19 protein-coding genes are annotated in these 20393 nt (G+C 42.8%); 10 read left to right on the forward strand and 9 right to left on the reverse strand.

Annotated features, from left to right (window positions below):
• Positions 1-16 precede the first annotated feature (16 nt).
• Complete coding sequence (flgK, locus tag H571_RS0109965) at positions 17-2071, forward strand: flagellar hook-associated protein FlgK (protein ID WP_027849175.1); 2055 nt, start codon at positions 17-19, stop codon at positions 2069-2071.
• A gap of 3 nt (positions 2072-2074) precedes the next feature.
• Positions 2075-3058: a flagellar hook-associated protein FlgL gene (gene flgL, locus H571_RS0109970; protein WP_036218089.1), complete on the forward strand. Its 984-nt coding sequence runs from the start codon at positions 2075-2077 to the stop codon at positions 3056-3058.
• Here the strand turns inward: flgL and H571_RS0109975 are convergent, their stop codons facing one another.
• Positions 3059-3322 (reverse strand): hypothetical protein, encoded by a 264-nt coding sequence (locus tag H571_RS0109975; protein ID WP_027849177.1) that lies wholly within the window; start codon positions 3320-3322, stop codon positions 3059-3061.
• A gap of 142 nt (positions 3323-3464) precedes the next feature.
• Here H571_RS0109975 and purE point away from each other — a divergent pair, with 142 nt between their 5' ends.
• The 5 genes from purE to H571_RS16205 all read left to right on the forward strand — a co-directional run bounded on the left by purE (position 3465) and on the right by H571_RS16205 (position 6594).
• Positions 3465-3956 carry a 5-(carboxyamino)imidazole ribonucleotide mutase gene (gene purE / locus H571_RS0109980; RefSeq protein ID WP_027849178.1) on the forward strand — a complete coding sequence of 164 codons (492 nt, stop codon included), beginning with the start codon at positions 3465-3467 and terminating at the stop codon, positions 3954-3956.
• A gap of 27 nt (positions 3957-3983) precedes the next feature.
• Positions 3984-5123, forward strand: coding sequence for a 5-(carboxyamino)imidazole ribonucleotide synthase (locus H571_RS0109985; protein ID WP_027849179.1), 1140 nt, complete (start codon positions 3984-3986; stop codon positions 5121-5123).
• Between the two features lie 136 nt (positions 5124-5259).
• Complete coding sequence (locus tag H571_RS0109990) at positions 5260-5733, forward strand: Dps family protein (protein ID WP_027849180.1); 474 nt, start codon at positions 5260-5262, stop codon at positions 5731-5733.
• Positions 5734-5826: 93 nt separating this feature from the next.
• Complete coding sequence (locus H571_RS0109995) at positions 5827-6351, forward strand: DUF501 domain-containing protein (protein WP_027849181.1); 525 nt, start codon at positions 5827-5829, stop codon at positions 6349-6351.
• Positions 6352-6465: 114 nt separating this feature from the next.
• On the forward strand, positions 6466-6594 hold the full coding sequence (locus tag H571_RS16205; RefSeq protein ID WP_281167280.1) for a hypothetical protein: 129 nt from the start codon (positions 6466-6468) through the stop codon (positions 6592-6594).
• Between the two features lie 47 nt (positions 6595-6641).
• Here H571_RS16205 and H571_RS0110005 read toward each other — a convergent pair whose 3' ends face one another.
• The 3 genes from H571_RS0110005 to H571_RS0110015 all read right to left on the reverse strand — a co-directional run bounded on the left by H571_RS0110005 (position 6642) and on the right by H571_RS0110015 (position 11888).
• Positions 6642-9803 carry an efflux RND transporter permease subunit gene (locus H571_RS0110005; RefSeq protein ID WP_027849182.1) on the reverse strand — a complete coding sequence of 1054 codons (3162 nt, stop codon included), beginning with the start codon at positions 9801-9803 and terminating at the stop codon, positions 6642-6644.
• Entirely contained in the window at positions 9803-10882 is a 1080-nt protein-coding gene (locus tag H571_RS0110010; protein ID WP_027849183.1) for an efflux RND transporter periplasmic adaptor subunit, read from the reverse strand. The genes H571_RS0110005 and H571_RS0110010 overlap by 1 nt, the downstream gene beginning before the upstream one ends.
• A gap of 70 nt (positions 10883-10952) precedes the next feature.
• Positions 10953-11888, reverse strand: coding sequence for a LysR family transcriptional regulator (locus tag H571_RS0110015; protein ID WP_027849184.1), 936 nt, complete (start codon positions 11886-11888; stop codon positions 10953-10955).
• Between the two features lie 109 nt (positions 11889-11997).
• On the opposite strand from H571_RS0110015, the gene H571_RS0110020 reads away from it, so the two are divergent.
• Positions 11998-12888 (forward strand): prenyltransferase, encoded by an 891-nt coding sequence (locus tag H571_RS0110020; RefSeq protein WP_036218093.1) that lies wholly within the window; start codon positions 11998-12000, stop codon positions 12886-12888.
• A 71-nt stretch (positions 12889-12959) separates the two neighbouring features.
• On the opposite strand, the gene H571_RS0110025 is transcribed toward H571_RS0110020, so the two are convergent.
• From H571_RS0110025 to H571_RS0110045, 5 genes are all read right to left on the reverse strand, one after another.
• On the reverse strand, positions 12960-13283 hold the full coding sequence (locus H571_RS0110025) for a hypothetical protein (RefSeq protein ID WP_027849186.1): 324 nt from the start codon (positions 13281-13283) through the stop codon (positions 12960-12962).
• A 90-nt stretch (positions 13284-13373) separates the two neighbouring features.
• A complete protein-coding gene (locus H571_RS0110030) occupies positions 13374-14756 on the reverse strand; it encodes a sensor histidine kinase (protein WP_027849187.1) in 1383 nt (460 codons plus the stop codon).
• Positions 14757-14767: 11 nt separating this feature from the next.
• Complete coding sequence (locus H571_RS0110035) at positions 14768-15268, reverse strand: putative pterin-binding protein (protein WP_036218095.1); 501 nt, start codon at positions 15266-15268, stop codon at positions 14768-14770.
• A gap of 128 nt (positions 15269-15396) precedes the next feature.
• Positions 15397-17433, reverse strand: coding sequence for a TonB-dependent receptor domain-containing protein (locus H571_RS0110040; RefSeq protein ID WP_027849189.1), 2037 nt, complete (start codon positions 17431-17433; stop codon positions 15397-15399).
• A 214-nt stretch (positions 17434-17647) separates the two neighbouring features.
• The gene (locus H571_RS0110045; RefSeq protein WP_027849190.1) at positions 17648-18019 is read right to left on the reverse strand and encodes a hypothetical protein; all 372 of its coding nucleotides are present in this window, start codon (positions 18017-18019) and stop codon (positions 17648-17650) included.
• Between the two features lie 121 nt (positions 18020-18140).
• Here H571_RS0110045 and tcdA point away from each other — a divergent pair, with 121 nt between their 5' ends.
• Positions 18141-18935: a tRNA cyclic N6-threonylcarbamoyladenosine(37) synthase TcdA gene (tcdA, locus tag H571_RS0110050; protein WP_027849191.1), complete on the forward strand. Its 795-nt coding sequence runs from the start codon at positions 18141-18143 to the stop codon at positions 18933-18935.
• A gap of 126 nt (positions 18936-19061) precedes the next feature.
• The gene (locus H571_RS0110055; RefSeq protein ID WP_027849192.1) at positions 19062-20393 is read left to right on the forward strand and encodes an NAD(P)/FAD-dependent oxidoreductase; all 1332 of its coding nucleotides are present in this window, start codon (positions 19062-19064) and stop codon (positions 20391-20393) included.

The raw sequence follows: 20393 nt of genomic DNA on the forward strand, positions 1-20393 counted from the left end.
AGGTAAGGATAAAATTATGTCAGATTTGCTTGGTATAGGTTTGTCAGGCTTGCGTACTAGCCGCAACAATATATCTGTTACCGGACACAACATTAGTAATATTGATACGCCTGGCTATTCTCGTCAGCGTGCTGTTCAAGTTACTAACCCTGCTTTTGGTACGGGTCAAGGCTATTTTGGTTCTGGTTCACGTACGCAAACGGTAGAGCGTATTATTGATCAATACACTATTCATCAAGTAAGGGTGGATACCAGTAGAGTAAAAGACCATGAAGCTTATTTACGCAATGCTAGTGAGCTAGACAGCCTATTAGCTAATGAAAACTCTGCCCTAGGTAATGCACTTAATGGCTTTTTTGAAGGCATTCAATCGGCAGCCAATGACCCACTGTCTAAACCTGCGCGTCAGTTAGTTTTTAGCCAGGCAGATAGCGTTAGTCAACGCTTTAAAACTGCTCAAGCTCGTCTTACTGATCAAAATAATAACCTGAATACTCAGCTAAGAACCTATGCCTCTAAAATAAATGAGCTGAGTACTGGTATTAGCCAAATAAATAAAGAAATTGTGGTTTATCAAGGCACGCGCAACCAGCCACCGAATGATTTATTTGATAAGCGTGATGAGCTACTGCGTGAGCTGAGTGAAATTGTTGATGTTAATGTGCAAGAACAAGATGCCTTAAACATTAATGTTTCTATTGGTAATGGCATACCGCTTATTACCGGTGAGAATGTTAATAAGTTAGAAGCTGTACCAGGCCGTAATGACAAAAGCCGCTATGAAATTAATATGATTGATAGTCGTGGCAGTAAAATGCACATTACTAATGAAATAGCCGGTGGTGAAATGGGTGGTGTTTTACGTTACCGCTCCGACACGCTAGACCCTGCCTTAAATGAAATGGGTCGTATTGCAATCGTTTTTGCAGGTGAAATGAATAACCAGCATAAAGCGGGTACAGACCTGAATGGCGATCAAGGTGTTAATTTATTTAAAGATATCAACACGGTCGAGTTTCAATTAGATCGCATAACGGGAATACAACGTACTGCTCCTGCTGGTGTTTGGATAGACCCAGAAGGTTTAAATAAACTACCTGCTAACGAGTTCCACCTTAAAGAAAGGGGCGGCTCTTATGTATTGCATGACTCAGTAACAGGTCGTGATATGACACCTGCAGGTGGGCCTTTTGCTAATACACCCGCTGGTGTTACTGCATTAAATAATGCTTTGCAAACCACTTATGGATTTAGGCTAACCGATGGAAGTGTAGGTAACCCACCTGCGGATATGAATTTATCTACTGCAGGAATACCTGAATATATTCAGGGCAGTGGTATGTTAATTTCCCCTACCCGTATTGGTGCTTCTCAGTTAGAACGCTCACCTGAGCTTAGTGATACCAATAAAATTGCTTTGGCAGGTATTAGTGGAGCTGAAAATAATACAGGAACAGCTAAGCTAGTTTATGGGCAAATAGGTACACCTGCTGCATTTAATTTACAAACTGCGGGTCTTAGTGGGTATCAAATTAGTTATGACGGTGCTAACTACAGTGTGCTAGATAATGCCGGAAACGCCACTGCTTTAGCGACAGGTTTTGTGGCTAATGCTGCACCTGCTGTGGGGGGTGTTTTAACCATTACAAATGCCGATGGTGCTGGTAATAATTTAATCATTAATGTTAGCAATAATGATACACAAGCAGGTGATATTTGGACTTTAGAAGGCACAGCCGGTGGTGAGAACGGTGCGGGCTTGTCTTTCTTACAACAAGCCAAACTCATTGAAAGTAAAGATGATGGTACAGGTGGTGCATCTTTAGGTGAAACCTATTCCATGTTGGTTGAGCAGGTAGGTATTAAAACCTCTGAATCACGTACGGCTGCTGAGGTGGGTATTGCCACACTTAATCAAAGCATTGCCATGCGTGAGTCGGCTTCAGGCGTTAATATGGATGAAGAAGCAGGTAACCTTATACGTTTTCAGCAGGCCTACATGGCCTCTACTCAGGTTATATCAACAGCACAAAAGTTGTTTGATACCTTAATTTCAAGTGTTGGGAGATAAGCCATGATTCGTTTGTCCACTACGCAAATGTACAACAGTAGTATGAACGGCATGTTAGATAGCTATAAGCGTCTAAACACGGTTAATAATCAAATGAACAGTGGTAAGCGGGTGCTTACCCCAGCCGATGACCCTGTAGCTGCTGCGCAAACATTGAACACCAAAACACGTATGGCAGTAGTGCAGCAATACAACCGTAATGTTGATTTTGCCGATAAAAATCTTAGCTTAACTGAGTCTGTCTTTAATCAAACAGAATCTTCTTTAATTAAATTAAAAGAGTTAGCAATTAAGCTAGGTAGTGATCAGTGGAGTGATGAACAGGTAAGCTCTTCGGGCATAGAAGTTAAAGAAATACTTAAACATTTACAGGGAATGCTGAATACTCGCAATGAAAGCGGCGAGTATATTTTTGCAGGTAGCCAAGCAGAGAAAAAGGCTTATAACGGTAACAACTTTGTAGGTGATGCCATAGAGCGTGAAGCTCAGGTTGCAGATGATACCTTTATTAAGATGCTCACTTCAGGCGCTAGAGCTTTTGAAAGCCTTAATACAGCAGATTTAACTACCCATGATCCTGCACAGGCAATTTTTACTACTGGGCCAGAAAACTTAGCAGCGACACCTAAAGAATACACCAACAATATGTTGGGCGTTATTCAGTATTTTGTGGATGCTACGGGTAATGGCAACCCGCCAGCGCCAGTTAATAAAGAAGCTATACGTAGTGCAATCAGCAATATAGATGTGGCTTTTGAACAAGTTGCCCAAACGCGCTCACAAATAGGCGCTAGACAAAATACGTTAGAAGCAGTTAAAGATAACAACCTAGACTTTGAAGCCTTTGCTAAAAAGAGTATTTCTGAGTTAGAGGACTTAGACTGGGCTGACGCTTATATGCGTTTAGAGCAATCTAAGCTTTCTTACCAAGCCGGTATGCAGATAACAGGTCAAATATCTGGTTTAAGCTTGTTTAACTATATTTAACTAGCTGCGGTCTTTATATAGGCCTACCAAAGTAAACACCAGCCCAGCGCAAGAAGCCCAGAGGCTGGTGCTTACAAGTAGAGGGTGGCGCTCAGCAAAGCTTACAAAAACTCCCTGCTGCCCCATTAAACACTCGCCTAACAAGTAATCGTAGCTACCGCCTTCATAAATACAGCTACTAACATCGGCATACTCCATGCCCCAAGTACCCATTAGAATTAATAAAGGCAAAATCAGTAGACTCAAGCCTAACTTTAGTAGCATTAGCCTTCCTTAAAAGTAAAAAATAGCCAAGAAAAATGAACCTGACTAGATTAACACTTTTCTCTTGGTCAGTTTATAGGGTATGCTTTCCGGCTTTCATTTTAACTGCTACTGACTCAATCAGATCTGGGAGCAAGCGTAGATGCAACCACAAGTAGGTGTCATCATGGGGTCTAAGTCAGACTGGCCCACCATGCAACGTGCTACAGCACTGTTAGATGAGCTGGGTGTTACTTATGAGGTAGAAGTTGTTTCTGCCCACCGCACCCCCGACAAGCTATTTTCCTATGCTAAAAGTGCTCAAGCCCGTGGCTTAAAAGTTATTATTGCTGGCGCTGGTGGTGCAGCCCATTTGCCTGGTATGGCAGCTTCACAAACCAACTTGCCTGTTTTAGGTGTGCCGATTGAAAGCCAAGCTCTAAAAGGTATGGACTCTTTATTGTCTATAGTACAAATGCCAGCCGGTGTACCTGTTGCCACCCTAGCTATAGGCAAAGCAGGCGCAGCCAATGCAGCAATTTTAGCAGCCCAAATTCTTGCTTTGAGTGATGCGACAATCGCTAAAAAGCTACAAGAGTTCAGTACTAATCAAACCCAAACAGTATTGAATAATCCTGATCCACGGGTTGACTAAAAGTGTTAAAAGACTGAGGTTTAAAGCATGCGTATTGGAATTCTAGGTGCAGGTCAATTAGGGCAAATGCTAGCTTTGGCTGGTTATCCTTTAGGGCAGCGCTTTACTTTTTTAGACACCACAGGCAACCCTAGTGCCGATATAGGGCAAACACTGGTCGATAAAAACAACACTCGCTTAACTGAATTCTTAAACCAAGTTGATGTGGTTAGCTACGAGTTTGAGCACCTACCCGTAGCGCTAGTAAGCGAAATAGAACAGCATAAACCCGTTTACCCATCTAGCCGCGCCTTACAAATCTGCCAAAACCGTGGTTTAGAAAAAGCCTTATTCACTCAACTAGCTATCCCTACACCTGAATACCATTTGGTTAACTCCTTAGAAACCTTGCAACAAGCAGTGACAGATTTAACCACCAAGCATCAAAAGCCTGTAGTGATTAAAACTGTTACCGAAGGTTATGACGGTAAAGGCCAAGCAGTACTAAAAAATGATGCCAAGGATGAAGTGGCTGATGTTTGGCAACGTATCGGTAACCGTGAATTAATTGTTGAAGCCTTTATAGACTTTGTGCGCGAAGTTTCCATTATTGCGGTGCGTAGCCAAGCAGGAGAAGTGCGTTTTTACCCTATGGCCGAAAACCACCATGTAGATGGCATTCTGCGTTACTCTTTTGCCCCCTTACCTAATTTGAATCCACAGCTGCAAGAACAAGCCGAAGGTTACATTCAAGCACTGCTTAATGAACTAGATTATGTCGGCGTATTAACTTTAGAGCTGTTTCAGCAAGAAAACGGCCAACTAATGGCAAATGAAATGGCACCTAGAGTGCATAACTCAGGACACTGGACGCAAAATGGTTCAGTAACTAGCCAGTTTGAAAATCATCTTAGAGCCGTTGCAGGCTTGCCTTTAGGCTCTACTACTGCTACTTCTCCTACCTGTATGGTAAATATTATTGGTCGTGCTGGTGATGCACAAGCACTATTAAAAGTAAAAGGCTGTCATCTACACCTCTATGGTAAAGAAGAGCGTGCAGGACGTAAGCTAGGTCATTTAAACTTGGTTGCAGAAACCACCAGCGAGCTTTTAGCGCAAGTAAATCAGGTGACTAAACTGCTACCAGATGCACCAGCAGCTAAATTCAGTTTTGTAACAAAAGATTGATTCTAATAGTTATTATCTATCAACTGGATTTGCAAAAAATCTTAGCTCTAAGCCCCTTACTGAGTTAAGATTAAATCCATAGCAACAATATAGCTTTAAAAGGCTAACAAAGATGTTAAATCTGTAAGGAGGTTTTATGAGCACTAACCGCATTGGTTTAGATATTTCAAAAGCACAGACTTTATCTGAAAAGTTGAATACGCTGCTTGCCAACTACCAGATTTTTTACATGAACGTTCGTGGTTACCACTGGAATATTCAAGGTCGCCAGTTTTTTGAACTGCATGTTAAATTTGAAGAAGAATATAATGACCTACTCTTAAAAGTAGATGAACTTGCAGAGCGTATTCTTACCTTAGGTCATCGTCCACTTCATGCCTTTAGCGACTATATCGCACAAAGCAGCATTAAAGAGCATAAGCAAGCTACCGATGGCAAAGTGTGTGTAGAAGGGTTGTTAGCTGGTTATAAGCAACTAATACAAATGCAACGTGATCTTATGAATGTTGCCGCAGATGCTGGTGATGAAGGTACTGCTGCGTTAATGAGTGACTACATTGGTCAGCAAGAAAAAACAGTTTGGATGCTAAGTGCCTACCTAGCTGGTTAATAACTAGCTATATTCTTGGTAAAGTAATTAGCAGTAGAATAAAAACAGCGGGCAAACTAGCCCGCTGTTTTTTTATTGTTATGAGAAAAGTTTATGTTTCAGAGAGTTGCCCTTAAACCTACGGATGAACAGCGTTTATTAATTGCCGATGAACTAGGTAAAGAACCTAAAGGCATGGAGTTAATTACTGCTATTGATAAGCAAGGCCGACCTTTAGCTTTGCAAGTTGCAGCTTTAGTGAAGGGTAAACCTTTTCCAACCTTTTACTGGTTAAGTAGTCGTTTTCTAGTTAAAGAACTATCCCACTTAGAAGCTGCTGGTTTAATAAAAGAACTGGAAGAACGCTTGCAAGACGACCCTGTTTTAATGGCTGAGTATCACCAAAGCCATGAAGACTATGTAGCAAGGCGTTGGGCTGCAATGAGCGATACCACAAAAGCAGAGATTCAACGCTTAGGCTTTACCGATGTTTTTACTAAACGCGGCGTGGGTGGTATAGAAAACTGGCAACAGGTTCGTTGTTTGCATACACAATATGCACATCACCTAAGTAGTGGTAATAATGCGATAGGTCGACTATTAGATGCAGAGTACGGTATAGCCAATTTATTGCCTTAAACAGCGAATTAGTGACTTGGGTTAAGGTTCAGACTATTTCTTCTACTAGAATATGGGTTAAACTAACTTAGTGGAACTTAAAAGAGTTTTTTGTGCTTGAGTGGAGAAAGCCTTATGTACTTAGATGTATACGTGGTTTCCAGTATTGTGCTTGTGGCAGTCATGGTTGTAGCAAGCTTCTGGTCAGTTAAAAAAGTAAAAGAATTAATTGCCAAAGATGCAGCAACCGAGTCTAAGAAGTAATAAAAATCCCCGAACCTGAGTCGGGGATTTTTTTTGCTTCGGTTTTTTTAAAGCCTAGTGTTTTTGGCTTGGGCTTTATTTAATTGACGAGAAGTAATAGATATTTTCTCACCCAGCACTAGCATACAAGGCGTTAAAATAAGCGTTAGCAGGGTAGCAAAAGCTAAACCACCCGCAATAGCACTAGATAACTGTCCCCACCATTGTGTTGAAGGCGCTTGCCAGCCTAAGCTAGGTTCTAGCAAATTAACATTCACCCCCACCACCATGGGTAGCAAACCTAAAATAGTTGTTACTGCTGTTAACAGGACGGGTCGCAAACGCAGGCTTCCGGTTTCTAATGCAGCCTCTATAGCACCTAAGCCTTGTTGGCGAATACGGTTGTAGGTATCAATTAAAACAATGTTGTTATTTACCACTATTCCAGCCAAAGCAATAATAGCCATACCCACCATGACTATGCCAAAAGCCTTACCTGCCAGCATTAACCCGAGTAGTACACCTGCAGTTGAGAAAACAATAGCAGACAGCACTAACAGGGTTTGGTAGAGGCTATTAAACTGCATTACTAAAATAATGAGCATTAAAAAGATAGCGACTAAAAAAGCACCAATTAAAAAAACCATGGCTTCTTGCATATCGGCATTTTCACCCGCTATTTTTACGCTTACCCCTTCAGGTAACTGGTTAAGCAAGGGTTTTAAAACGGTAAGCCGTTCATCTAGTTGGTAGCCAGGCTCTAAATCTGCTTTAAGGGTTAGGGTGCGCTGACCATTTAAACGCTTCAAGGTGCTAGTTTTAGGTGCTGGTTCTAGACGTACAAAGTTGCTCAGTGGAACTTGGCCACTGGTTGTTCGTATTGTCATACGATTTAGTTGGTCTAACGACCGAGAGGCCAAGGGTAGGCGTACACGAATATCGACTTCATCATTGGCATCTTCGGGTCGGTAGGTAGCCAGCATTAAACCATTAGTGACTAGTTGTACTGCACTACCTACAGCGGCCACATCGGCACCAAAACGGGCGGCGGCTTCTCTATCAACAATAAAGCGCCATTCTATACCGGGCAAGCTACGGTCATCTTGAAAATCCGTAAAACCACCGAGTTGTTGCATTTTTGCAATAATTTGCTCTATGGCTGCGGCTGCTTTAAGTGTATCGGATGAACTGACTTCTAGCTCGAAGGGCTTGCCACCCCCTGGGCCTTGCTGCTGTTCACGAAATTCTAAAAATATACCTGGAATATCCGCTGTTCTTTCACGCATTTCATCAATAATAGCGCGTGCGCGACGGCGTTCATCCCAGTCATTAAACTGGAATTGAATCGCACCAATGGTGTCTTCTGGTGTGTTGCCACCAAAACCACGACCGGCTTGGTTGGCAAAAGAACGTGCATAAAAAGCTTTCACTTCTGACATGCCCATTAAACGTTCTTCCACACGCTTAACAAGCGCATCACTTTCATAAACCGAAAGATCGCCCCTAGCACGAATTTGTACTTGGGCTGAATCTGGTTCAATGGAAGGAAAGAAATCAACACCATGGTTAAAGCGAGCATAGGCAAGATAAATAATCACTATTAAACCTAGCATGGCTAGCAGGGTATAACCTGGGTAATGTAAAAGTTTGCTAAGTAGGTTGCGATACATCACGCCTAATCGAGAAGGCGGTGTTGAGCCAACACGGTAATCTGCTGCTTCACCCAGCGCTTTAATTTGCTCTTGAGTTAGCTGTATGTTTTTTCCACCCCCTGAAATACTGCCTAAAGAGGGTAAAAATATGAGTGCCATAGCCAAGGAAGCTAAAAGGCAAAGAATGACAGTGATAGGTAAGAATTTCATAAACTCACCTACCATGCCCGGCCAAAATAGCAACGGCATAAAAACGGAAACAGTGGTAGCAGTTGAAGCGGTAATTGGCCAAGCCATACGGCTAGCCGCTTGTTGCCAAGCTTGAGGGGGTGATAAGCCTTCTTCAAGGTAACGATTAGCAAGCTCTGCAACCACTAACGAGCCATCGACTAGCATACCCGCCACTAGAATTAACGAAAAAAGCACCATGGTATTCATGGTGTAGCCTAATGACCAAATTAATAAAATACCGACTAAAAAAGCACCGGGGATGGTAACACCCACTAAAACAGAAGAGCGAAAACCCATGGCAGCAATAACAATTAGCATCACCAGCAATACCGCAGTTGCCACATTATTAAGCAGGTCATCTAGGGTGTTTTCTACATCAATGGACTGATCCATGATGTAGTCGACACTAAGGTCTTTAGGTAGTAGAGGTTCGGCTAGGGTCAATAAAGACTTAACCTCTGCTACTGTTTCAATAATATTCGCGCCACTACGCTTAGTAATTTCTAATACCATCGCGGGCTGGCCATTAATTCGTGCAAAACCCATGGGATCTTTAAAGGTTCGGTGAATGGTGGCTAAATCACCAAAGGTAACCACGGTAGAGTCATTAACTTTAATGGGCATTTTCATCAGGTCTTCTAGGTTTTCTATAACCCCAGGCACTTTCATTGCCATTCGACCCGAGCCAGTGTCTAAACTCCCCGCTGCAACTAGGCGGTTGTTACGAGAAACTAAGTTAAAAAGTTGGCCTGCATCTAGCCCATAACTTTCCATAACTTGTGGATCAATTAAAATTTCTAATAAGTCTTCTTTGTCACCTCCTATATCAACTTCAAGTACCTGAGGTAAGGCTTCAAGTTCAAGCTGTAAGCGACGTGCTGTTGCTACTAGCGCGGCTTCACCCACTGGGCCGGAAAGCCCAATCGACATAATAGGGAAGAGTGCAGTGTTTATTTCATGCACTTGAGGGTCATCAGCTTCAGACGGTAATTTGGTTCGTGCGGTATCAACCTGTTCACGCACATCTTGCAGAGCACGCTTTGAATCGAAACCTGCATCAAACTCTAGCAGAACAGAGGCATGACCTTCTGCGGCTATCCCTGATATTTTTTTAATGCCTTCTAATGAGCGTAACTCTTGTTCCATAGGGCGTACTAGAAGTCGTTCAGCATCTTCAGGGCTAATGCCTTCTAAGCGCATGGAAACGTACATGATAGGAATGGTGATATCAGGAAAAGCTTCTTTTGGAATGGCTGTATAGGCAGCCCAACCACCAAAAAGTAACAAGGTTAAAGCTAAAAGGGTGGCTCGGCTACGCTGGATAGCAACACGAATAATAGCCAGCATTAACGGCTCTCCTGTAACACAGGAAGCACTTTATCACCCGGCTCTACAAACCCTCCACCTAGAGTAATAAGCTGAATTTTTTCAGGAAGACCGCCCAACCAAGCGCCGTTAGTATCACTACTGAGTAGCTCTACGGGTGTAAAAACTACCTGCTGCTGATCATTTACATGCTTAACACCCAAACGGCCTTGTTTATCTAGGCTTAATCTAGCCAGAGAAAGGTAATGTGCAGGAAGGCTAGCACGTTGAATTGCCAAGGTTACACTGGCACCGGCTAAACGCAGTTGTTTAGGGTTGTCAACTAGCGCTTCTAGTTGATAGGTACGAGTAGAGGCATTGGCTAAACTAGCTATTAAAGTAATTTTTCCTGTCAATTCACGGCCATCAAGCAGCTCTAAAGTAACTGGCTGATCTTCTTGAATGCTGGCAACTTTTTGCTGGGGTATTTGCGCTATGGCTTTTAACTGGTTGATGTTAAGTAGGGTAAATAAAGGTTTGCCTGCTTGTACAAATTCACCTAGCTCAACATGCCGTTTTTCTAGCAGGCCATCGAAGGGGGCTTGGGGGCGAGTATTGGCTAAGTCTAACTCTGCTGCTTTTAAATCGGCTTCTATTTGCAACAAGCTACTTTTAAGGCGCAGTAGCTCATTTTCAGAAACTAGATTAGTGGCTTGTAGGCGTTCTGCTGCTTTAAGGTCGGCTGCACGATTTGCTCTTTCTGCTCTTAGTCTAGCCAATTGTGCAGGGCGGTTATCTTCAGCTAGTTGTAGCAGTTTGCTGCCTTGTTTAACCTGTTGCCCTTCTTTAGCAAAAAGTTGAGTCACTCTACCGCTGGTTTCTGCTAGTAGATTAACCTGTTGCCAAGGTTGCAGTTGGCCTTGGAGGGTTTCCACTGGATTAAAAAGTTTGGCTTCTACCCATTGGGTTTCAACACGCATTAATTCGTTTGTTTTATTTTGAATGCTTTGTTCAGGAGCAGTGGTTTCGCTGGCTAAAAAATCGCCACTAGCTAACCAAATAATCAATAATACAAATAATGCTAAGGCTAGTAGAGACGACAAAGCTTTTTTAGCAGGCATAGAATTTATTTTCCTGTTAGGTGTAAATAAGTTTCATCTTATATTACGATTAAATGTTCAGTAATACGATTTATAATGATGACTGACTGGGTTCAGCAGGTCTTATTCCTGTTAATACTTGGGCAGAAGTTTTGCGAGCGGTTTCAATAAAATCGGTAATAAACGCCATACTTTGCTGGCTTTCTCTATAGGCAGCATAAAGGGTTCCCCAGGTGCCATCTTTGCCTAATCTTCGTGCTGCAACGTATTCTCTTTCTAAATATTCTGTCATTGCCCAGTTAGGTAGAGCACAAACTCCACGGTGGCTAGCCACTAGCTGCATCATAAGAATGGTTAATTCAGCCGTTCTTATTCCAGCAGGCTCAACTGCTGCTGGGTCTAAAAAATGGGTGAAAATATCCAATAAATTACGTTCAACAGGGTAGGTAATTAGAGTTTCTGTTAGTAGGTCGGTGGGTTCTATAAATTCTTTTTCAATAAAGGCATGGTCTTTAGGAATGGCTAAAAGACTTTCATAACGAAATAAGGGCGAATAGACGATTCCTTCGATGGGCCTTGGGTCGGCAGTAATAACTAAGTCTAATTCTTGGCGCTTTAAGGCTGGTAGGGGGGCAAAGTGATGACCTCCAGGAACATCAATTTCTACCTCTGGCCAGTTTTTGCGGAAGGCATCCAGCGTTGGCATTAACCACTGATAACAACTATGGCATTCAATGGCTAGGTGGAGTCGACCAGCCTGGCCTTTGGCTAGGCGTTGTAAGTCTCTTTGTGCGGCTTCAAACCGAGGTAACACATCATCGGCTAATTTTAATAATCGCTGACCACTGGGAGTAAACTGTAGGGGTTTGCTTTTACGAATAAAAAGCTCGGTGTCTAACAGGTGTTCTAAGGCTTTTAACTGGTGAGACAGCGCAGACTGAGTTAGGTGAAGTCTATCTGCTGCATCGACCAAGCTACCCGTGGCACGTAAAGCAACCAGTGTTTTTAGGTGGCGCAGTTCAATCATTGCCTAGTCTCTTGAAATTTATTCATCTTGGTTCATGCTTTTGGCATTCTAACCTATAACTGGCTTAAGACTAGTATGTTAGACTTCTGATTTTTTTGGGAGCAGTTGCGTGCTGAAAGTTTTTTTTGGTGTGGCAAGGGTTAACTTCCTGACTTTAACACTGGTTTGTGTTGCTTTGGCTGCGGTATTAAGTTGGTATGAGCTAGAGCAATTGTCCTTAATAAGTGTTGTGTTAGTGGTTATTTTGGCCTTGGCTGCACATATTAGTGTTAACGCCTTTAATGAATACTTTGATTTTAAATCAGGCCTAGATTTCTTAACTGAAAAAACACCTTTTAGTGGTGGCAGTGGCACTTTAATTCATAACCCTGAGCGAGCTGGTTACGCCTTAGCTATTGCCTTAACCAGCTTGTTGGTTGTTTTGGTATTAGGTTTATGGTTTGTCTCTCAACAGGGTTGGCAGCTGCTTTGGATAGGTGTGCCTGGCGTACTAATTATTTATGCCTATACCCAATACATTAACCGTTTACCGCTTTTTTGCTTGTTAGCGCCGGGTGTGGGTTTTGGTTTATTAATGACGCTAGGTGCTAGCTGGGTATTTACGGGTAATTTAACGCCTGCTGCTTGGGTTTTGGCTAGTATAGTTACACTTTTAGTGAGTAACCTTCTGCTTTTAAACCAGTTTCCTGATGTAGAGGCAGATAAGAAAGTGGGGCGCCGTCATTATCCTATTCTAATAGGCAGGCTTGCTAGCGCGTGGATTTTTGTAGCTTTTTTAGTGCTTAGTTATTGCTTGCTAATCGCTGCTTATTTTTTTGGCTGGCTACCTTTGCAAGCCTTACTTGGTTTGCTTTCATTGTTCTTGGCTATTCCCTTAATGAACAAAGTTGTAAAGCAAGCAAACAATATTCCGCACTTAATACCTGCTTTGGGGATGAATGTAGCACTTTGCCATCTTTACCCTTTGGGTATAGTGGCTGGTTTGCTTTGGGCAGCCTAGTGAGTTTAAGAGGTGGGTTATTTAGCCCAGCGCTTTTATTGCTAGGCTAAATAGAGGTTTGCTAGGTAAATTTAGTGGGGTGCGTCGGCTTCTAGAAGGTTTAGATTAGCCATACGCGCTTTTAATGAGTTAAGGTCTGAATGAAGTTTCAGGTTGTCTTCAAAAGACTCTTCTACTAGAGAGCTTAGGTCGGCTTCAAGTAAGCGTTGGCGAGCTTTGCTGTAATCTTCAGCTGTAAGTGCAGCAATAATTCCATTTAAAGCGTTTGTATGGTCAGCATAAAGGCTACCCATGCTTTCTAGCCCTTTCTTTATGTCTGCAAAGAGTTCCACATATTTATCGTTAAAGGTGCGGAAGTTTTCTTCGATGCGCTGGTTGTTTGTTGAATTACTCATGTCGCGTCACCTCTGATTATATTTTTTGTTGATCTTTGATGGTAACAGTAAGGCAAAAGTAAACAATATAAGAAGTTTAAGACTTTCGTCTTAGGGGTAGATGGGTTGTAAGGGGAGGGTAAAGTAGAAACAACTGCCTTTATTTGGGCGACTGCGCACTTGGATACTGCCACCCATTTGCTCAATAATTTGCTTGGAAATGGCTAAACCTAAGCCTGTGCCGCCAAAGCGTCTTGAAATGCTCGCATCGGCTTGAGTAAAAAGTTCAAACATCTTTTGCTGTACTGCTTCATCTATCCCTACCCCTGTATCTTTTACTTCAAAGTAAAGTCCTTCTGGCGTTTGCTTAGTTTTTAATGTGACTTTTCCTTGTTCGGTAAATTTTAGCGCATTGCCTAAAAGGTTGAGTAATACTTGGCGTAAGCGGCCTGGGTCTGTTTTGTAAAAAGCATCGGTTTCGGGTGCAAGTTCTAAGCTAAGGGTTATTGGTTTTTGGTTAAGTCCTGCAGCAAAAAAATTAATGCTTTCTTTAAGTAGCGGGGCAAGCGGGGTTTCGCGGTAATCAAGCACCAGTCGTCCTGCTTCTAACTTAGAAATGTCCATTAGCTCATTAAGCAGTCGCATTAAAGCGTTAGCACTATTTTTGATTGCGCGGTTATATTTTTTTTGTTCGCAATTTAGGGGTGTTTCAAATAAAAGCTCGCTCATGCCTAGCACACCATTCATAGGTGTACGTATTTCATGACTCATGGTTGCTAAAAAGTCTGATTTGGCTTGGCTGGCTGCTTCTGCTTTTTGAACGGCTGTTTCTAGTTCGGTTGCCATAAGCTGAGCTTGATATTGCGCCTGACGTGCTTCAGCCATTTTTTTAATTAGCAGGTAAATAATTAAGCTCATAGTTAGTATGAGTAGGATAATCATGGCGAGCAAATAATGGTAAAGCTGGCGCAGCTCTTGTCGCTTTGCCGTATTAATTTGGCTACTAACACTCTTTAAAGTGGTAACCAGTTCTTCGGTAATACGATGCAGTTGCTGAGAAAGCTGCAATAACTTAGTTAGGTTTTCTGGCGAGGAGGAATTAGGACTAAAAAAATGTTCATCCATTAAGTCGATGATTCGAAAAGACTGCAAGCTAAGATTGCGTGTTCTTTCTTTGATTTCTATTAGGTTGTTGTATTGCCCATGACGCAGAACGGTAACTCGGCTGTAAAGAATTTCAAAACGTAACCTAGCTTCCTCCCATACTTTGGAATTTTGTTTGTATTGGAAGCGATTAAGCAGGCTGTTCAGCTTAAGGTTTTCACGGTCTAACTGGTAAGCAGCCCAGAGAACATCATCCCGTTCGGCAGTTTGAATTTCTTGCTCTCTGCTTTGCAGAATAACTAGCAGCGTTAGCGCAGTTAATAAAAAAAGTATGGCTAACACAGGCAAAAACCCAACTCTGGCGTGGCGTAGTAACTTGTCTTTATCCATCTTATAAGCTTCTAAAAAAATTCAATGGATTTTACCTGCCAAACAGAGCGGTTGTAGTGCATTTCTGTTTTTAATTGTGGGTATTTATCAAAAGGGTAAATAGTGAAAAGAGGTCCACGGTCACGGATGCGTTGGTACTTACCATTTTTTTTAAGCGCAAGAATAACATCGTAATCTAAAAAATCTCTGACAGGAATTTCAGCTATAAATCCGTTAAGTGAGGTAACTCGCATACTGCTTTGGGGGTTTGCGCCAACAGCAGCCACAAGTGCACGGCCAAGTGGGCCAGTGTAGCTATTGCTGCCTGCAAACCAAGGGTTGTGAGTGACAACTTCAAGCTGGTCTAGCGACTCAAGTAGTTGTAGGTCAAATACAGCAGAGTCTTGCTGGTTGGTGTGGCGTATCTTGCCAGTTACTGTTAATAAAATTTTACCTTCTACCTTAGGTAAGTCAGCAAAAGCTGAACTGGCTAGTAAGCAAGTCAGTAGTAGTAAAGAGACTGAACGCAACATAGCTACCTCATAACAGATAAGATTATTTAATTAGTATGCCTAAAATTTAAGTGATTTGTCAGAGTAGAAATGTAAACACTGCCAGTCTATGGCAGTGTTTAAGTAGGTAGATTGCAATTAAGTTAGCTTCAGAAGCGGTAGTTACCACTAACCCAGAAACTACGTCCTGGCTCGGTTAGGGTGTCTTTCCAAGCACTTGATCCTAAGTTAAGTGGGTCTGAACCTGCTGCATTACGGTTTAAGAAGTTTGCATAGTTTTTATCTAGTAGGTTAATGATGCCTGTAGAAACTTCTAGCTGCTTTGTAGGTTTCCAGCCTAGGGTTAAATCAACTACACCATAACCATTGGTTGTTTTTTCATTTGCATCAGCATTTAAGCGATTAGCTTGGTCAGCAAAACGAAAGGTAGCTGCTGCTTCCCATTGTTCAGTAATCCAATGCTGTGAAACTTGCCCAGTATAGGGCGCTATTTGTGCCAAAGTGCCGCCATCGGTGCGATTATCACCACGCAACAAACTTAGTTGTCCACGCGTTTCCCAATTGGATGCATAACGAAGGGTGCTTTCTAGCTCTAAACCATAAAGCGCCGCTTTTATATTATGGTAGGTCGATTTTCCTGCATTAGTAGCACGGTAGATATAGTCAGTAATCTGGTTGCTGAAAACTACGGCTGAGTAGTCGAAGCTTTTACTTTTACCAACTAAGCCTAGGTCAATTTGATGACTGGTTTCAGGCTTTAAATCAGGGTTGCCGACCCAAGTGCCTCGTGCCATGTACATTTCGGTAGCGTCACCCATGCGTTGGCTGCGGCTTAGGCTTACAAAGGCACGCTGCCACTGCCCCAGGTCTTGCTCAAAGCGCATAAATGCGCCGGTTAGCCACTTATCTCTGGCTAGATCACCAGTAATTCCGTAGGTACTTTTATAAATATCGGCTGGCATCATGCCATTAGCAGGCTTGCTCTTAGCTAAGTCAGCCTGTGATTTAAAGTAGTCAGCACGAATACCTGTAGAAATACGGCGATTAGCGCCTAACAGGTGTTCTACTTCTGCAAAAGCACCTACCTGCCTTTGAGTGACGTCAGGCCACATAAAAGCAAGATACTTAGGACTAGTCTTGGGTGAGCTTATTTGTGTGGCAGAGCGCTGGTTTTCTAGTAGATTAATTCCACCAGTAAATTGATTTGAGCCAAGCTGATGCTCAGCCATTAAACGCCCAGTTAAAGTGTCAGAAGTAGTAGGCACAGCCATTTGCATCTTGGCTTTAGGGCGTAAGGAAAAGTTATCCATTAGGTGCTCTACTTGGCTGTAGTTGAGGTTGCCACTTAGGGTTAGAAGGGGCGAAATATCATAACGTCCACGTATTCCGTAAGTTTTATTATCACTGGTAGGTGAATCCATGCCTGCACCAGCAAACTTAATGTCCCGTTCACGGGTTTCCTCATAGCTTACTTCTAGCCAGCTATCTAGGTTGGGTGTCCAACCCAGAGAAGCACCGCCCTGGCTGGTTTCATAGCCGCTCCAAATTTTACGACCGGCACCATCTTTGTAGTTTTCGGCTTGACTGTACTCTCCAAAAGCTCGGATATAGCCTTTTTCTCCACCGGCTAAAACACGTCCCCAGCCTTTAACTGCTTCACCATTGGTGGCATAGCTACTGCCTAGTTGCCCGCTAATGGTTGAATCATCGGCAGTAAAACTAGGCTGTTGGCGCTCAAAAACAACCGTTCCACCGCTGCCACCTGCACCGTGACGCAAGGTGGTAACACCTTTGCTAAGAGTAACTAAATCATAAGAGCTAAGAGCAGCGTAGGCGGTGGGTGGGTCCATGCGATTAGGGCAGCCGCCAAACACATAAGCGCCATCTAAGAGAATGTTGAGCCGGTTTTGGCCAAGACCACGAATAACTGGGTCTAGGCCCAAGCCACCCATACGGTTAGTTGAAATACCATTTTGCTTGGCTAGCCATTCACCAGTATCAGCTGTAACACCTTTAGCCTTGGCTGGGTTAAGTTCTTTGGTAAGGCTTGAGGTAGATTGGCCAGTAATAACAAGGGCCGGTAACTCATTGGCGTTGGCTTTGAAAGAATAAAAAACACTGCTGCAAGACAAAACAGCAGCAACGGCCAGCACCCTAGGGCGGGCTGAAATTAGAGGGGTGTTCATGATTTTTTCCTAAAATCTGAATAAAAAAAGAGGCTTTACAATTCAGTTTTAGGGTTTGCTATTTAATTAGTTGCGGCTGACATGAGCAATGGGAACTCCCGCTTCATTATAAACAGCAAACCCGAGTCAAAAAGGACTGGTTAATAACAGCTCAGCAGTTAGCTGGATGTGAGCGCATACAACTAATTTTAGCTATTAGTAACTAAGGCCTGACTCAGGCTAAAGGTGGTGCACGAGAAGGTGGTGGACGACTGACAAAAACAGCTTGTTTGGCTGTTGCGTTAAAGGGTAAAGAATTGAATCTGGCTGGAAGAGGATTCGGATTATTAAACGTTAGCACTGCTAAGGTAAGAGCAGCCGAGGCAACGCATTGAGGGCAGTGAGAGGCGGGTTGTAGCGATTCAACCTGTTCGCCAGCAGCATTGAGTAGAAGACGCTCAGTAACACCCTGCCAAGAGCAGACTTCGATATAACCATCAGCATGAACGACCAGTGGCGGCACTGAAAAAGGTGTTAACACGCGATTGACCATTACGGCCAAGGCAAGTAGTAACAACCAAGAGTTCAGATTGCGGCTGAGTTTCACGTCTAAAGTGGTTCCTTTATTAACTGTTACTTAATTTACCAGCTTTTACTCTATTAGCAACCGCTAGGGTATATACTAATTACATAAATTATTGGCTCATCTATTTTAAAGGTAGAGAAATTTGGTCGGTCAACACTTATCTGACACTTACCTCTTTCGTTTTGGTGGTATAGCACGCTTGTATGGGCAAGAAGCCTTAATTAAGTTAGCTGCTGCTAAAGTCGCTGTTATAGGTATCGGTGGCGTAGGTAGCTGGACAGCAGAAGCTTTAGTAAGAACAGGCGTGGGTGAAATAACCCTTTATGACTTAGATGATGTTTGCACCAGCAATATTAATCGTCAGCTTCATGCTTTAGATAACACTGTGGGTCAAGCTAAAGTAGAGGTAATGGCAGAGCGCTTGTTGCAAATTAATCCTGAAGTAAAAGTTAATCCCCTAAGTCAATTTATTACACTGAACAACCTCGCTCAAGAGTTAAGCCAAGGCTTTGATGCTGTGGTTGATGCTACGGATACTGTTCCTGTAAAAGCAGGCATCATAAATTGGTGTCGCAGAAACAAGGTTAGGTTAGTTGTAGTGGGTGGTGCAGGTGGGCAGGTTGATCCACGTTTAGTACAAACCGATGATTTAGTAAGAACAACTCAAGACCCCTTGTTAGCAAAGGTGCGTAATCTCTTACGTCGAGATTATGGTTTTAGTAGAGATACTAAAAAACGTTTTAATGTCGAGTGTGTTTATTCAACTGAGCAGTTGGTTTATCCACAAGCTGATGGCAGTGTTGCTTGTCGCAAACCAGCTGCTGGTGAAGCGCTTAAGTTAGATTGTGCTAGTGGCTTTGGTTCTGCTAGTTTTGTAACAGGTACTTTTGGCTTTGTTGCCGCGCAAAGAGTTATTGATCGGTTAATTAAAATTTAATTTTTATTGATGATCTAGTAAAGTGTGTAGTTGTATACCAAAGTTGTAGGGACGAGGCGCTTAAGTTAAAGCTAAATTAAGTGCAGCTGAATAATATAAAATTTAAAAAAAGCAGGAGCACATTTCATGCCCAAAAATTTCCTTCCCTTTGAAAGCGTTAGCCGACGCGATCTATTAAAGTTCGGTGTGGGTGCTGGGGTAGTTGGTCCCTTAGCACTGACAGCAGGCAGTGTTAAAGCAGTTAATACTAAAGCGCATGTTGTTATTGTGGGCGCTGGTGCTGGTGGTATCTCTATGGCTAACCGCCTAACCAACAGTCTACAGGGCGCCAAAATTACCATTATTGATACCCGTGAAAAACACTACTATCAGCCAGGTTGGACACTGGTTGCCTCTGGTGTTTGGAATCAAGCAAAAACTGAAACTCAAGTTTCAGATTGGCTACCTAAAAGCGTTAACTGGGTTAAAGGCAAGGTTGCTGAATATGACCCAGAAAATAACCAGGTTGTTCTTGAAACAGGGCAAACCGTTGCTTATGACCAACTCATCGTTGCTTCAGGTTTACAGCTGCGCTACGACTTAATTGAAGGCATGGATGTTGGTTTAATTGGGCAAGGCAAGGGTATAGGCAGTGTTTATGCTAGCTTAGATGCAGCAGCAGCAACCAATACTGAAATTAAACGCTGGATAAGCAAAGGCAGTGGTACAGGGCTGTTTAACTTGCCACCTACCGCTTTAAAGTGTGCTGGCGCACCTTTAAAAATGACGTTTACCACCCTGCACCGCTTGGAAGACACAGGTCGTCGTGATGACTTCAATGTTGAGTTTATGACGCCTTCTGGCAAGCTGTTTGGTGTTCCCTTCTACAATGACTTTGTAAAACAGCGCTTCTCAGATCAAGGCGTTACACGCAATGATTTCTGGACGCTTAAAGCTGTCGATGCCGATGCCAAAAAAGCGACTTACAGTGTTAAAGGTGGTGAAGATCAAGTAAAAGATTACGACTTCCTGCACGTAGTACCACCTATGACAGCGGGTGCAGCGCTAGAAAATAGCCCACTAGCATTTCAGCCAGGTGAAAGCTTTACCGGTTGGATGAAAGTAGACCGCGAAACCTTGCAAAACCCTGATTACCCGAATGTTTGGGGTATAGGTGATGTGATGGGTATGCCAAGCAATAAAACAGCAGCTAGTGTTAAAATGCATGCCAAGGTTTTAGAAGAAAACTTTTTAGCTAGCTTACAAGGCAAACCATTAACGGCAAAACACAATGGTTATACCTCCTGCCCCTTAATTACCGGTATTGGTAAAGCCATGTTGGTTGAGTTTGGTTGGGACAGTAAATTGCTGCCTTCTTTCTCCTTTATTGATCCAAAGCAAGAGTCTTGGACAGTATGGGTAATGAAAGAGCGTATGTTACGTCCCGCTTACTATGCCATGCTTGAAGGCAAAATTTAA

The organism is Marinospirillum minutulum DSM 6287, assembly GCF_000422325.1.
Classification (GTDB): Bacteria; Pseudomonadota; Gammaproteobacteria; order Pseudomonadales; family Halomonadaceae; genus Marinospirillum; species Marinospirillum minutulum.